This is a genomic window from Pseudoalteromonas sp. B160 (assembly GCF_037162485.1).
Lineage (GTDB): Bacteria > Pseudomonadota > Gammaproteobacteria > Enterobacterales > Alteromonadaceae > Pseudoalteromonas > Pseudoalteromonas rhizosphaerae.
In genome coordinates this window covers 467775-482545 of sequence record NZ_JARLUX010000002.1, presented here as the reverse complement: position 1 = coordinate 482545, position 14771 = coordinate 467775, and the positions used below count along the sequence as shown (strand labels likewise).

The 14771-nt window shown below is 42.9% G+C and carries 9 protein-coding genes and 2 pseudogenes; all 11 read right to left on the bottom strand.

Annotated elements, in window-relative coordinates; all coding sequences use genetic code 11:
* Window positions 1–48 precede the first annotated feature (48 nt).
* A complete protein-coding gene (locus P4S61_RS20670; protein ID WP_145236211.1) occupies window positions 49–522 on the bottom strand; it encodes a methylated-DNA--[protein]-cysteine S-methyltransferase in 474 nt (157 codons plus the stop codon).
* A pseudogene (locus tag P4S61_RS20665) lies at window positions 519–1881 on the bottom strand (DNA-3-methyladenine glycosylase 2 family protein). Before P4S61_RS20665 ends, P4S61_RS20670 begins: the two are co-directional and overlap by 4 nt.
* Window positions 1882–1959: 78 nt before the next feature.
* Window positions 1960–2586 (bottom strand): superoxide dismutase, encoded by a 627-nt coding sequence (locus P4S61_RS20660; RefSeq protein WP_337119118.1) that lies wholly within the window; start codon window positions 2584–2586, stop codon window positions 1960–1962.
* A 31-nt stretch (window positions 2587–2617) separates the two neighbouring features.
* Entirely contained in the window at window positions 2618–3124 is a 507-nt protein-coding gene (locus P4S61_RS20655; protein ID WP_337119117.1) for a hypothetical protein, read from the bottom strand.
* A gap of 90 nt (window positions 3125–3214) precedes the next feature.
* Entirely contained in the window at window positions 3215–3706 is a 492-nt protein-coding gene (locus P4S61_RS20650; protein ID WP_149980086.1) for a GNAT family N-acetyltransferase, read from the bottom strand.
* A 27-nt stretch (window positions 3707–3733) separates the two neighbouring features.
* A pseudogene (locus tag P4S61_RS20645) lies at window positions 3734–8475 on the bottom strand (PAS domain-containing protein).
* A 113-nt stretch (window positions 8476–8588) separates the two neighbouring features.
* A complete protein-coding gene (locus tag P4S61_RS23055; RefSeq protein WP_442961609.1) occupies window positions 8589–9815 on the bottom strand; it encodes an efflux RND transporter permease subunit in 1227 nt (408 codons plus the stop codon).
* A gap of 11 nt (window positions 9816–9826) precedes the next feature.
* Window positions 9827–11728, bottom strand: coding sequence for an efflux RND transporter permease subunit (locus tag P4S61_RS23050; protein ID WP_442961608.1), 1902 nt, complete (start codon window positions 11726–11728; stop codon window positions 9827–9829).
* Between the two features lie 11 nt (window positions 11729–11739).
* On the bottom strand, window positions 11740–12960 hold the full coding sequence (locus P4S61_RS20630) for an efflux RND transporter periplasmic adaptor subunit (RefSeq protein WP_337119114.1): 1221 nt from the start codon (window positions 12958–12960) through the stop codon (window positions 11740–11742).
* A gap of 16 nt (window positions 12961–12976) precedes the next feature.
* Window positions 12977–14215, bottom strand: a complete 1239-nt coding sequence (locus P4S61_RS20625; RefSeq protein WP_337119113.1) for a TolC family protein — start codon at window positions 14213–14215, stop codon at window positions 12977–12979.
* Window positions 14216–14268: 53 nt separating this feature from the next.
* Complete coding sequence (locus P4S61_RS20620; protein WP_182758504.1) at window positions 14269–14649, bottom strand: hypothetical protein; 381 nt, start codon at window positions 14647–14649, stop codon at window positions 14269–14271.
* Window positions 14650–14771: the final 122 nt, after the last annotated feature.

Here is a 14771-nt window from a genome sequence, read left to right as displayed (position 1 = left end):
ACCCGTGCTAAAACTAATTCCTGGAGTCTATTGACCCTTTTTTGAAGATTAAATCAACCCTTCGTGCTCAAGTAACCACTGCTTGCGCTCTAGCCCACCCGCATAGCCGGTCAATTTACCGTTGGCACCAATAATACGGTGACACGGCACAATAATACTGATTGGGTTTTTACCATTAGCAGCCCCCACTGCGCGAACTGCCTTTGGATTATTGAGTGCATGAGCAATATCTGAATAACTCTGTGTTTGTCCAAATGGCACCGCGGTGAGCGCTTGCCATACCGCTTGTTGAAAAGCAGTACCATGGGTGGCTAGAGTGACATCAAAGGTTGTTCGCTTGCCTGTAAAGTAGTCATTAAGCTGCGCAGCACAATTTAAAATATGTGGCTGCTCAACCTCTGAAAATGGGGTTTCTGAGCACTCTATAACTGGATAAAAGCCCACATAACTCACTCCGTGTTGGTTACCTTGAATAATAATCTCATCAATTGGGCTGGGTATTCGGGTTTGAATAATAGTCATGTTAGCTGCTGCCATAGTTGAAAGGTTAAATAGGAGCGAAATGGCGCGCACATCTCATCATTAAATGGTTTTGCCCCCGCCTGTGCTTTCTTTACACCTAAATCTCCTGCTAATAAAATATCGGGCTGACTTTGGCCGCGTAATTTTGCATAGTTTACTGTCCAAGGTCCAATCCCTTTGAGTGGCAGCCATTGATCAAGCTGTTGACAATCAGGGTTATCGGCGCAGAATTGCGCTAAATTACGCAGCGCATTCTTTCTCGCTTGAGGCATTTTTAAAAAATGCCAGCTCACTGTTTGCCACTACCTCAGGGGTTGGAAAATACACTCGCTCGCCATCTTGTTCGCCCAGTTCATCCACCAGCTGAGTCACTAAGTTATGCGCGGCAGTCACACTGACTTGTTGGCCAAGTACCGCACGAATACCAGCCTCAAATACCGACCAAATACCTGGTAACCGCAGCCCTTGGGTTAACACAATTGCCCCTTGAAGTTGAGTTGTTAGGTGTTGTTCGATTTGCGCAGTATCGGCATCTAAATCGAGCACCCTGCGAATTTCACTTAAAATAGGCTGTAAAAAGCGTGGCTGATCAATATCAATGCTGACTAAAAAATGATGTTTGTGCTCTACAAACTCAGCCGTAAACTGGCCTTGGCAATGCTGGTTTTTAAAGCTGCGACCATAATATGTCTCACCAAGCCACTCAAGAGGTGAAATTAACCGCTTAGCTAAAAATTGCTGTAACGCAGCCCAATTATAAGGGGGCCGAAAAGGTAATTTAAGCGTCAACATCGCACGTGATTTACTACGCTCACCACGCATTTTTGACGGGCAAATATGTAACTGCTGTAAAAAAGCATCATTAAAGCGACGAATACTATTAAAGCCCGCTGCAAAAGCAACTTGGGATACCGACAGGCTTGTTTCTTGTAATAATTTTTTAGCGAAATGGCATTGATTAAATAACCGATATTGAGTTACTGAGATACCAAAATGTTGCTGAAATAACTGCCTTAAATAGCGGCTACTCACGCCTAGTCGCTCAGCTAACCGTTCACAGCTTTGTTGTGTTGTTAAGTCACTGTCTATCAGATGTTTGGCTCGCAGCGCTGTGGTTTTTGTTCCTTGCCATGCGCTACTTCCAGGGGCGCTATCTGGGCGACAACGAATGCACGGGCGAAATCCAGCCTGGGCAGCATTATGGGCATATTGAAAGTATTCTACGTTTTGCTCTTTTGCAGTAGGGGCAGGACAAATTGGCCGACAATAAATACCGGTGCTTTTAACACCGATGAAAAAGAGTCCATCAAAACGATGGTCGCGGCTTTGTCTGGCAAGTTGCCAATGGCTAGTATCCATAAGGTGCTCTTAACTATACATCTGCTAATAGAGTACGTGAAAAAACACAGTTTACTAGCCATTTTCGGCACTCAACCTTTATTCGCTGATTGATTTACTGGTAGCAGCTAAATAACGACGCTCAACTTCAGCCCAATTAATAACATTATAAAATGCTGAGATATACTCCGGGCGGCGGTTTTGGTATTTCAGATAATAGGCGTGCTCCCACACATCTAAACCTAAAATCGGCGTGTTGCCGTGCATTAATGGACTGTCTTGATTTAAACTACTTTCCACCACAAGCTGGTTATCTTTATTAACACTTAGCCACGCCCAGCCACTGCCGAAGCGACTAACAGCTGCTGCTGTAAATGCCTCTTTAAAGTTATCAAAGCTGCCAAGCTGCTCTATGATCGCATCTAATAAACTCCCTTTTGGCTGACCCCCACCATTGGGGCTCATTACTGTCCAAAACAATGAATGGTTTGCATGTCCGCCACCATGCTCTTGCACTACTTTTTGCAGCTCAGTTGGCAACATGTCAATCTTTACGAGTAACTCATGTACATCAGTATCGCTATACTGGGTATTTTCAAGTGCCGCATTGGCTTTATTGATATATGTTTGATGATGCAAAGTATGGTGGATCTCCATAGTTTTAGCATCTAAATGTGGCTCTAACGCATCGTACTCATATGGTAATGGGGGTAATGTAAACGCCATAATTGTTCCTTGTCGGATTAAGAATAAGTGATCAATGCACAGTGGCACTTTGATCTGGGGTGTAACTTAACGTCTGATTGATTTGTTCTATTAATTGCGGGTAATGACTGTGCAATTTGGCAAACTGTACTAACTCTGTGTAGGTTTTGTGATGATGGTGCACAACCACTGTACGCACCGTATCGCATGGATGCTGGAGCAAATGACTTAAACTTATATGCACATCACACAAACACTGACACGCTTGCTCTGCTTGATTCATCGCTCGATATGTATCCGCTAAATTATGAGCGGCAACAACGAGTGCGGGGCAGCAATGTTCAATTGCGCTAATAACTGACTGGCATATTTTTGCTTGGCTAAATTGGCTTAATAAACGAGCTGCGAGGGTGTGTGCTGTCGTGTATTTATCGCGAGCTTCAATTAAAGCACCGCGTTCAAACGCTGTATTTCCAGCAATAATGTTGGCTTGCCAAGGACTTAATACTTGCTCAACCTGAGACAATTTATTACTGCTGTGAAACTGTGGGTGTGACATAAAAATCACCTGCACAAAATTAAATGATGTGATTAATTTACACAGCCAAACAACTTAATGCAAATGATTTTTATTTATATTTGCGTATTTTTATTTTTCGGCAAAATCAATTAATGCTTGTCCTGTAAGTCGATAAATGATCCACTCATTTTGTGGCTCTGCCCCCATACTATTGTAAAAATCGATCGCAGGTTGATTCCAGTCAAGTACCACCCATTCAAAACGGCCACAATCTTTTGCGATAGCTTGGCGTGCCAAATGTTGCATAATCAATTTACCCGCACCATTACCTCGGCTATCTGGGCTAACATATAAGTCTTCAAGGTACAGGCCATTCTTGCCAAGCCAAGTCGAGTAATTGTAAAAGTACACCGCAAAGCCAATTGGCGTATCGCCTTCAAAACAAATTAAACTATGCGCTGTTGCACCTTCACTAAACAGGGTTTTTAAAATCGCCTGTTCATCGGTTTTAACTGCATCGGGCTCTTTTTCATAAATTGCCAATTCGGTAATAAAATGCAAAATAGTAGCAGCATCCGAAGGCTGCGCATCTCTTAAGGTAATCGTTTTTTGGTCTGTCATAAGCTCTCTTATTTATTACTGCATTGTTTAATACTGATCTAGTTTATCTTTTAATATTTGTAGTTGAATCGGTTTAGCCAAGTAGTCATCCATTCCAGATGCTAAACACAACTGTTTGTCTTCATCCATTGCATTGGCTGTGAGTGCAATAATCGTGATCTGTTGATGTTTAGCACCCGCCTCACCGGCACGAATTGCGCGAGTAGCGTCAAATCCATCCATCACCGGCATTTGGCAGTCCATGAGCACTAAATTAAAGTGTTCTGCAGGTACTTTCGCTAAAATATCAAGAGCTTGCTGACCATTCTCCGCTAGCGTTACGGTAAAATTCAGTTTACTTAACATTAGTTTAGATACTTGCTGGTTAATCGGATTGTCTTCAACCAATAAAATATGGCTATTTGCTCTATGCTGATCACTACGCAGTGAGGATATATAACTTGATGTCACTAAAGGTAAGTCTGTCGAACACTGTTCATCAGCGATCACTGCTATTGTTGAAATCAAATCAGCAGTGGTAATCGGTTTTGGAAAGTACGCTTGAAATCCAGCATCATTAAACCGCTGCGCGCCTTCCATCCCCGCAATACTGGTCATCATTACTAATGGCATAGCTTTAAAATCATCATCAGCTTTTAATTTTCGACACAGCGCTAAGCCATCCATTTCTGGCATTTGCATGTCTAATAACGCTATATCATATAAACTCTGTTGAGCAGCTATACGCTTTTCACACAGCTCAAGCGCCTGCCTTGCATTACATGCAAGCTCTACTTTAGCTCCCCAATGAGCAAGCTGTTGGCTTATCACAATCCGGTTGGTTTCGTTATCATCAACCACCAATATAGTGAGCTTGGTCAGATCTATGGTCGGTATACTGCGTTCGGTTTCGCTCCCCTCTTGTAGCATAATCGTCGCTGTGAATTCACAGCCTTGGCCAACTTCGCTGGTTAAAGTGACAGTTCCGCCCATCAGCTCACACAGCTGCATACAAATTGCTAAACCTAAGCCAGTACCGCCATATTCGCGCGTAGTCGACGCATCAACTTGTGAAAAAGGGCTGAATAAATCTTTTTGCTTGGTTAGATCAATTCCGATGCCAGAGTCTTTTACACTAATACTGAGCTGATATTGTTGTTCAATAGGAGTTACTGATGCGCGGATCACTACTTCACCTTGCGCAGTAAACTTAACAGCGTTACTCAGTAAATTGGTCAGCACTTGGCGAATACGCCCTGGATCGCCTTTAAATTGCACCGGTGTCACAGCCACTAAATCAATAATGATTTCGATATCTTTATCTTGCGCCGCAAGGGCTTGAGATTCCGCCACCTCTCCGAGTAAATTACAGACATTGAAGTTGATACTTTCTAGCTCGATTTTACCGGCTTCAACTTTCGAAAAATCTAAAATATCATTGATCACCGACAATAAAGAATGCGCGCTATTTTTTGCTATCGCGACTTTCGTTCGCACCGGCTTGGTCAACGCTTCAAGTTCGATCAGCTCAAGCATACCCAACACCCCATTCATTGGGGTACGGATTTCATGACTCATGGTTGCTAAAAATTGACTTTTTGCTGTTGCAGCAGCATTGGCTTTGACTAATGCAATTTTCAGCTCTTGGGCGGTTTGCTTCCGCCTTTGCGACATTAACACGCTGCCCACTAATGTCGCTAAAGAGCGTAAATAGGTTTCTTCATTTTGGCTCCAACAGCGATAGCTACCGACACTTTCCGCACATAGCACTCCTAATATACCCTCACCGGTAGATATAACGGCATCGAGCATCGAATTAATATTTAATGGTGTTGTGTAAGTGTCAATCAATTCGGCGGTTGCAGGATGGCTATTAACATCATTAATTGCCACTAAACCTTGTGCAAATATTGCTTTGAAATAAGCGGGAAATTGACTCGCTTTAAGCACTAAAGGCTGCTCAACAAAACCTTGATCATCGATAAATAAACTCACGCACGTCATTTCATCGCTAGCTTCATCAAACACCCACACTGCTGAGCGTTGCACATCAAGTACTTCACACATTGACTGCGTCACTAAATTTTTTACTACATCGAAATTACCTGCCAATAACTCAGGTGAGACGGTTAAACTCGCTAGGTTTTTATTATATTGGTTGGCTTTTTTACTCTCTAATTCGAGATGTTTATAAGTATCAATATTTTGAAATGAACCATACACACGCACGCAACGTTCATTTTTAAATTCAACTTGGCCTATCGACTTAACCCACCTTTCATTGCCTAACGCTGTGACAAGGATTAACTCAATTTCCCAGCTGTTACCATTAAGAACAGCATCTTCAAACAGTTCGCTAATTTTATCACGATGTTCACCTTGCTTATAAAAATCAAGAGCTTGCCCTATTACTGGCTGGTAGTCATCAGCGACTTCATGAATTGCTTTGACTTCATCGGACCAATACATAGTCTGTGCTTCTAAATCCACTTCCCAGGCACCAATTTGGCCTTGTTTACTCATTGCTTCAAGTAAACTTTGTTGGCGATAAAGTGTTGATTGAGTATGATAACGTTCGGTTATATCATGAATAAAACCATCTAAATACAATACTTTGCCAGCCTGATCATACACTGCTTGACCTTTTTCATGTACCCAATGAATACTGCCGTCAGAAGCGACCAAACGGTATTCTAATGACCATGGCTGACGAGCATCAACATCGACTCTCACTTTCTCTGCCACGCTTGAGACATCATCCGGGTGAATTAATTCAATGAAGCTCAGCTTATGATTATCAACTAAATCACTTGGTTCATAGCCGGTAATAACTTTTGTTTGTTCACTCAGATAGAGCATGCTCCATTGGGCATCGTATTTACATCGATACACAATACCTGGAATATTGCCAACCAGAGACACAAATCGGTCGCGACTCAATTGCAATTGTGCTTCTGTTTCTTTTCGCTCTGTAATATCAAGATGAGTACCTATCATTCGTTTTGCAGAGCCATCACTATTGCGCTCAACGATACGTCCTGTGGTCAGTACCCACACCCAATGTCCGAGACGATGCAACATACGAACTTCGCAGACATAATAATCGCTCTCACCCGCAAAATGCTGTTCTAAAAGCTGCCCTGAAGTAACAAGATCATCTGGATGAGTATATTTGTTCCATGTATTAAAATCGGTTGGTTGTAGTTCTTCTAATTTATAGCCGATAATACTCGCCCAGCGGTTATTAAAATATGCTTTGCCGGTATCTACATACCAGTCCCAGATCCCTACTGCAGTGCTGTCCAGCACTAATTGCAATTGTGTTTTATGCTGTTCGAGTTCAAATTCTTGTAATTTCAATGCGGTAATGTCTGTGCGTATAGCAATATAACTTTGCGGTTGCCCATGCTCATCTAAAAAAGGCGCTACGGTGGTATCGACCCAATAAAAGTCACCATTTTTTGCTCGATTACAGATTTGGTCATGCCATACATTGCCTGCGATTAAGGTTTTATACATGCCTTTAAAAAAATCTTTAGGGTGAGTCCGGAGTTTAAAATACGGTGATTTTTTCCTAACAATTCACTTTCGCAGTAACCGCTGATCTCACAAAATTTCTTATTAACAAAGGTGATCGTGCCCTTGATATCGGTCACTGCAACAATTGCATGTTCATCAAGTGCGCTTTTTTGTTCCGCTAGTTGCTTAAGTGCTAATTGCAGTGCTTCACTTTGCATTTGCAACCTTGATTGCTGCTGTAATTTACTACTAACCAGATGATCGAGGTCAATCGACAACTGCTGCAGTTCACTGCTATCCGCTAAAATAGGTATGCGGCTTCGCGAACCATTGCTAATCTCAGTCGATGCCCTAGCAAGCGAAATAAGTGGCCGTGATAGCCGCCGAGCGAACCACCACGACAGCACCAGAATGACTAATAAAGCAATAATATTAACTAACATCGCCGCTTTTTTATAAGTAGTGGCGCCTTTGAGCATAACCACCGCAGGCTTTTCCACCAGTAGTTGCCAATCAGTTGCACTAGCAAAGTTTAATTGTGTAAGTATCGCGTAGTGCTTGGTGTTATCACTTTTATGATAAGTAAAGACATGATCAAACTTTGCTAAATGCTTACTTAACATCTCAGAAAGTGAGGTGTGCGTTGCATCTTGTACAACGCCACTTTTGATAATATGAAAGGTCAACTCTTCATTATTTTCATGAACATGAGCTAAGTTTTCGAGCAACCCTTGAAAATTAACCTCAACCAAAATAATAGAGTTTAATATCTGTTGGGTATTGGTTACTGACAACACCACAAAGTGTCGTTGCGGCTTTGCTTGCGTTGAGATAAATACACTCGCTGCGCCTCGCTCTAAATCGGTAAGCATAGCGTTTAGCTGTTCGCTATCTAACTCAGAGAATGCAGCATTATTAACTAAATTAGTACGATTAAGAGGGTCAATAATAATATCAATGTCATTTACAAAGTCATAGCGCGCAACAAATTCGTTGATTAGTGATTGTTTATCCAACTGCTTATGGCTGAGTTGATCATTTAACAGGTACAAATCTTTAATATGATCTGCAAACCAAATATCAGCAAATTGCTTACCTATACTACTCAATTCAACTAGTTGCACCTCAGCACTTTGCTCCAGAGAATCAATAACATGTTGTAAACTAAACCACGACAGTAAACACAATGGCGCTAGCGCAATGACAATAAAAGTAACAATCAGTTTCGTCCGTATAGATTGGCTTTTATTTTTTAACAGGCTATTCAGCATTGTATTTCCATAATCAACTTTTTATTGTTTTAGACACTTACTTACATATATTAATGCACTAAATAACACAAGACGCAAGTTTATGCGCCTTGTGTAAGGTACTACTAGTAGAGCTAGTTTTTATTCCCATTGACACGATAAAACTGCTGACTAAATTGAGCGTAGAGTACCGGCAATACAAATAAAGTAAGAAAGGTTGCGGTAAATAATCCGCCAACAATAACCGTTGCTAATGGTTTTTGAATTTCAGCGCCGATGCCTGTTGATATCAACATGGGTATCAAACCAAGCGCTGAGGTTAACGCCGTCATTAGTACCGGTCGCAGCCGAGATAGTGCGCCATTAAATGCCGCGCTTTGTAGACTATCTCCCGCTTTAACGCGATTATTAATACTCTCAACCATCACCACGCCGTTAAGCACTGCCACCCCAAACAAGGTAATAAAACCCACAGAGCTTGGCACTGATAAATATTGCCCTGATACGTAAATTGCAACCACACCACCAATAACTGCTAACGGCACATTGACTAAAATCAGCAATGCTTGGCCTATTGAGCCAAATGCAAAATACAAAAGTAATGCAATCAAAGCCAGCGAAATAGGCACCACGATAGATAAACGTTGCTGCGCCCGTTGTTGGTTTTCAAATTGACCGCCGATATTCACACCATAACCTGCGGGTAAATCAACTTGCTCAGCTATGGCAAGGCGAATATCCGCGACGACTGAGCCCATATCGCGCCCTTGTACATTGGCTTGGATCACTACTCGGCGCTGAACGTCATCACGGCGTACTTGTGGCGGACCAGATTCAATATTAACCGTTGCGACATCCCCAACCCTAACCACGGCACCTGTCGGTGAGGATAAACGTAGGTCTGCAATGGCTTCTGGGCTGTCACGAAACTCTGCACCAATGCGCACATAAATATCATACCGCTCATTGGCATTAATAATTTGCCCTGCCGCAGTGCCGCCAATGCCATCTTGCACTATCGACATTAAATCACCCACAGATAAACCATAGCGAGAAAGTGCTAAGCGGTTCGGTTTGATCACTAATTGTGCTTCACCAGCAATTTGTTCCATTGCCACATCTTTAGCGCCAGCAACACTTTTTACAGCTTGCTCAATTTGCTGCCCTTTAGCGACTAACACATCTAAATCAGCACCAAACAGCTTAATCGCTAGTTGCGCTTTCACCCCTGATAGTAGCTCATCCACCCGCGTGGCTATCGGCTGTGAAAAGTTAAACAATAAACCAGGAAACTGCGCTAATTTTTGTTCCATTAACACTTGCAGTTGTGCACGATTAGCAGCTGATTGCCATTCACTCACCGGCTTTAAACCTAAGTAAATTTCAATATTATTAACTGGCTCTGGATCCCCCCGACTTCTGGGCGACCAATTCGGCTAAGTGCATACTCAACTTCAGGAAAGGCCAATAATATCGCTTCCAACTTAGGAGCGACCATTAATGCTGTATCCAAGCTTGCCGAAGGTGCCAGTGTTACCCGTAAGTTAATAGTGCCTTCTTCAAGCTCTGGCACAAACTCAGTGCCTAGTTGCGGCAATAAGATACCAGCAATCACCACTAATATTCCCGCCAGCGAGATCACCGTTTTACGTGCGTCCATTGCCCAGCGTAAACATATTTGATAAGTTTTATCTAACGGCTCAAGTAATACACTGCGCCTAACTATGACACCTTTAGAAAATAAATACACTGCCATTGCTGGCACGATTACTAGCGCAACAATCACAGCAGAAATAATGGCTAACATGATACTTATAGCCATTGGCTGGAATAATTTAGCTTCTACACCTTCAAAACTAAACAGCGGCATAAACACGACTAAAATAATTAGTGCAGCAAAAAATACCGGCCTGGCAACTTCTTTAGCCGCCACAGTAATCAATTTAGCCGGTGAGTGATCAGCATGAGTATTGTTAGTTAAGTGACGAAAAATATTTTCCACCATAACCACCGAGCCATCCACCAGCATACCAATTGCCACAGCAATACCACCGAGTGACATCAAATTAGCCGATAGCCCTAACCACGACATGACACATAAAGCCATACTAATGGAGATTGGTATAGACAATAAAACCAATAATGTGGCGCGTAAATTCATTAAAAACAACGCCAGCACAACCACAATAAATACAAACGCTAATAGCAAGGCATCTACCACAGTATCAACCGCTTTGGTGATCAAATCAGCTTGGTCATATAACGGTTCAAACGTCACCCCCTCTGGTAGTGCTTGATTGATCATCGCAATCCGCGCGCTAATACCATCAATGGTTTGCTTGGTATTTGCACCAATGCGTTTTAATACCACCCCTGTCACCACTTCACCTAATGATTGCACATTACCTTGACCATCTTTTTTACTCATCGTAGCGGCACCTTGGCGAATTTCACTGCCAAGCGTCACCTCTGCCACATCGGCAATGGTGATCACTTTGCCATTGATGGTTTTCAATGGTGTTTGTGCTATTTCTTGCAGCCCTAGTGTGCCGGCATTAAACCAACCTGTTCCACGAATAACTAACTGCTCTTGGCCGCGGTTCATATACCAGCCACCTACATTGGTGTTGTTTTCTTCCAGTGCAGTTACCACTTGTTGTTGCTCGAGCTGATAAGCCAATAACTTATTTGGATTAAGATTTACTTGGTATTGACGCACATCACCACCGAACGACAGTACTTCGGTAACCCCATCAACGGGTAAGATGAGTAACTTCACAATCCAATCGTTTAAGCTGCGCAGCGCCATACTATCCAAGCCAGACTCAGGTGATGCCGCTAATAAGTATTGGTAAACCTGCCCGAGCCCTGACGTATTCGGGCCCATTTCTGGCAAGCCAATCCCGTCCGGGATCAGTTCTTTCGCTGCTTGCAAACGCTCAAATACCAGTTGGCGGGCAAAATAGATATCCACCCCTTCTTTAAACACCACGGTAACACCAGAAAGCCCCGTTTTAGAAATCGAACGAACTTGCTCTACATCAGGTAATGCATACATGACCGCTTCAATTGGGTAAGTGATCAGCTGCTCAACTTCAACGGCAGCCAAACCTGGTGCTTCGGTATTAACAGCCACTTGCACATTGGTAACATCTGGAAAAGCATCAAGGTTGAGTTTTGGGATCACCACAACACTGGTGACAATGAATACACAAAGAGTCAGCAAAACCAGTAGTCGATTAGCAATCGCACTATCTATTATATTATTAAACATAGTGTTAGCTCCTAATGGTTGTGCGGATCAAAACCGCCTTTAGCTTGTTCTGATGCGACAAAAAATGCTCCTTGAGTAACGACTTTAGTGCCCTCAGCTAATCCTTTAATTTCACGAAGCTGACCAAACCGTCGGCCACGTTCAATTTCAGTTGCTATAAGTTCACCGTCTTCATCTTGCACATATACCGCCCAATCACCATCTGGGTTCCTAAGTAGAGCTTGCTCTGGTACTGCCAACACTTGTTGCTCAGTTGAAAATTCAAAATACACGTCACTAAACATCCCTGGGTGTAATTGATGCTGGCTGTTTTGTACACTTAAACGCACAATCCGTGAACGAGTGATCTGATCTATAGTGTGTGCTTCTTGGATCACCTTGGCTGGGTATGTGAATTGATTCACTTTCACTTGCGCTATTGTGCCTGTATCAATATTAATGGTTTGATTTGCCGACAATTGCGCTTCAACCCATAGTAGACTTTCATCAGCAATCAGCATCAGTTCAATTCCCGCATCGACCCGCTGCCCTTGTGCAAAATTATCACTGAGCACAGCCCCTGACGTACCAGCGAATAATGTGTACTCCCCCAGTTTATCGGCTGGGCTGACCGCACTTTGCGCAATTGCTTTAGCCGATAAACCAAACGCCACAAGTTGACTGTGAGCCACTTCATATTCTGCCTTGGCTGTGAGTAAGCGTTTTTCGCTCACCGTACCTTTGCCCATTTTTTGCACCCGCTGCCACTGTGCTTTAGCTAATCGATAAGTGGTTTGTGCACTGGCGACCTCGGCACTAAATAAAGTCACTAACGGTGCGCCTACTTGAATATGTTGTCCTAAGGTTGCGTGACGTTTCACCACAATTGAATCTACTCGTGGCGACAACACATAACTGCTATAACCATTAGCTTTGATTTCACCAGGGGCATACAACTGCGCTTGATAAGTGTGCTTTTCTAATGGGCTGATCTGCACATTTGCTAAACGCATTTGTGTCGGGGTTAAACGTACCCCGCCGGCTTGATCATGTGCAACATTCTCACTCGGTTGTACTGCTGTGGTAGCACTATGATCAAGGGCTGCATCTGGTGTATGAGCGTGCGGTGCTTCTTCACTGTGTTGATGACCTGTTTTTGTATCATCAAACTTTTGTTGTGCAACAGTGGTTGCCTGCCCTAAATTGCTAAAAATAAATAGCAGAGCAGAAAGAATAATTTTTAAGCGCGTCATAGTGCAGCTCCATCAGTTAGGGATCCGTAAAGGTAGAAATATAATGGCTAAGTTGACCACTTTGCGTTAACCAATTCACACTCGCCAGTTGGCTCTGCTGAACAATTTCAATGCCAGCAAGTAATCCTGAAATACGCTGTTGGCGCATGGTTAAGTACTCAGCGGTACTGATATCACCGCTTTGCCATTGTTGCTCTATCAACGCAAGGCTGCTATCTGCATTTGCTTGGTTAATCGACTGCCAACGCTTAACGCGCTGAGCGTACGCTTGCATCACCTCTTTACTGGCTTGTGCTTGAAACGTCATAGTGCGCTTTAAAGCTTGATATTCGGCTTCTTTTGACATCACCGTAAATTCAGCGGCTTGGTATTCATCGCTAAAATTATTCACTATATTCAGCGGCATAGAAAAACTCACAGAGACAAGGTTATCATCACCATTTTTACCTGCTACAAGCCCAATGGTTGGTTTGACGGCTCGTTCTGCTTTGATCACCTTTACTTGCTGACGCTGTTGTTGCCATTGTGATTTCACCAGCAAAAGTTGTGGATGTTGGACCACATTTTCAGTATCTGTAGTGAGTTTAATACCACTGAGTAACTGTTCAGGTGTCAGCTGCCCATCTTCGTGCCACGTTGGTAACAGTGCCTGCACAGCTAATTTAGCATCTGCATAAGCACTGGCTTGTTGGGCGGTTTGATTCAAAATTTCTGATAGTGAGTACAACGCTAATTGTTCATCCAGCAACCCGACTTCTCCGGCCGCTCGACGGCGCTTAACCACGGTAACTAAACGCTCTAATTGCTGCTCTTGCTGTTGCGCTAACTGAAAAGCTGCTTTACTACTGCGCCAATTGATAAGCGCAATCAGGGTTTGTTCAACTAATTGTAAATATGTTAATTGCAAACGCTGCTGCTGTGCAACCAGTGTAAGTAGCGCCGCACTGTGTTGTGCCTGTTGTTGATCATTAATATCAAATGTTTGGCTCAGCCCAATACTAAAATTATTAGCATCGCCTTCTTTTTCAATACTCGACTCAAGGTTTGGATTATATAGAGATTGCCCTGCGGCTCGCACAGATGCAGTGGCACTTTGCAGCTGCTGAAAATCAGCCTGTAAATTTGGGTGTTGTTTTAATTGCGACAACAACCAGGTTAAATCGCCGGTATTATGCGTTGGCGTAGCCAATGCGGATGGTGCAGCTAATACAGTCGCACACAGACAAGCAAACCCAAATGGTTTGTATAAATTCATAACATATACTCTTACTAAATAAATCGGTGACCATAATATTGGCCAGCTAAAAATTAACTTAGTGAGTGAGTAATTGGAGGGCGTAGATCAGGAATAAGCAGACGCGAATTAAATACAGGGGCGTTCAAACTAATAATGTCGTAGCTTGGTAAATTGACATGCTGCTGCCACGGCTCAGTAAAAAATGCAGGGATATGACATACATGACAATGCGCATCATCGGCGTTATCAGCTAAGGCTTGGCTTAATTGCTGATGTTGCAGTTGGTGAATATCATGATCGTTATTGACAGAGCAGTGTTCGTCTAATTGACTTTGTTGATGTAATAATTGCGAGGTTACATTAATAGCAGTGTTATGATCAGCCACGTCAAAACTATCCAGCACAGGCTGAAGTAGTACAAACGCTAAAATAAACAACACTAATTGCTTCAAGCAATATATCCTTTGAACGATTTCCAAGCTAACTTAACACATCTTTTCGTTACTGAGAAGTGCTTAACCGCTCGCGACAGATGCCAACTTTATGCCGCTGGCTAATTCAGCAATGCTCATTT

Bases quoted from the DNA above. Each gene is read 5' to 3' on its own strand.
- P4S61_RS20670 (WP_145236211.1), bottom strand. From the start codon at position 522: ATGACTATTATTCAAACCCGAATACCCAGCCCAATTGATGAGATTATT.
- P4S61_RS23050 (WP_442961608.1), bottom strand. From the start codon at position 11,728: ATGTTTAATAATATAATAGATAGTGCGATTGCTAATCGACTACTGGTT.
- P4S61_RS20630 (WP_337119114.1), bottom strand. From the start codon at position 12,960: ATGACGCGCTTAAAAATTATTCTTTCTGCTCTGCTATTTATTTTTAGC.
- P4S61_RS20660 (WP_337119118.1), bottom strand. From the start codon at position 2,586: ATGGCGTTTACATTACCCCCATTACCATATGAGTACGATGCGTTAGAG.
- P4S61_RS20655 (WP_337119117.1), bottom strand. From the start codon at position 3,124: ATGTCACACCCACAGTTTCACAGCAGTAATAAATTGTCTCAGGTTGAG.
- P4S61_RS20625 (WP_337119113.1), bottom strand. From the start codon at position 14,215: ATGAATTTATACAAACCATTTGGGTTTGCTTGTCTGTGTGCGACTGTA.
- P4S61_RS20650 (WP_149980086.1), bottom strand. From the start codon at position 3,706: ATGACAGACCAAAAAACGATTACCTTAAGAGATGCGCAGCCTTCGGAT.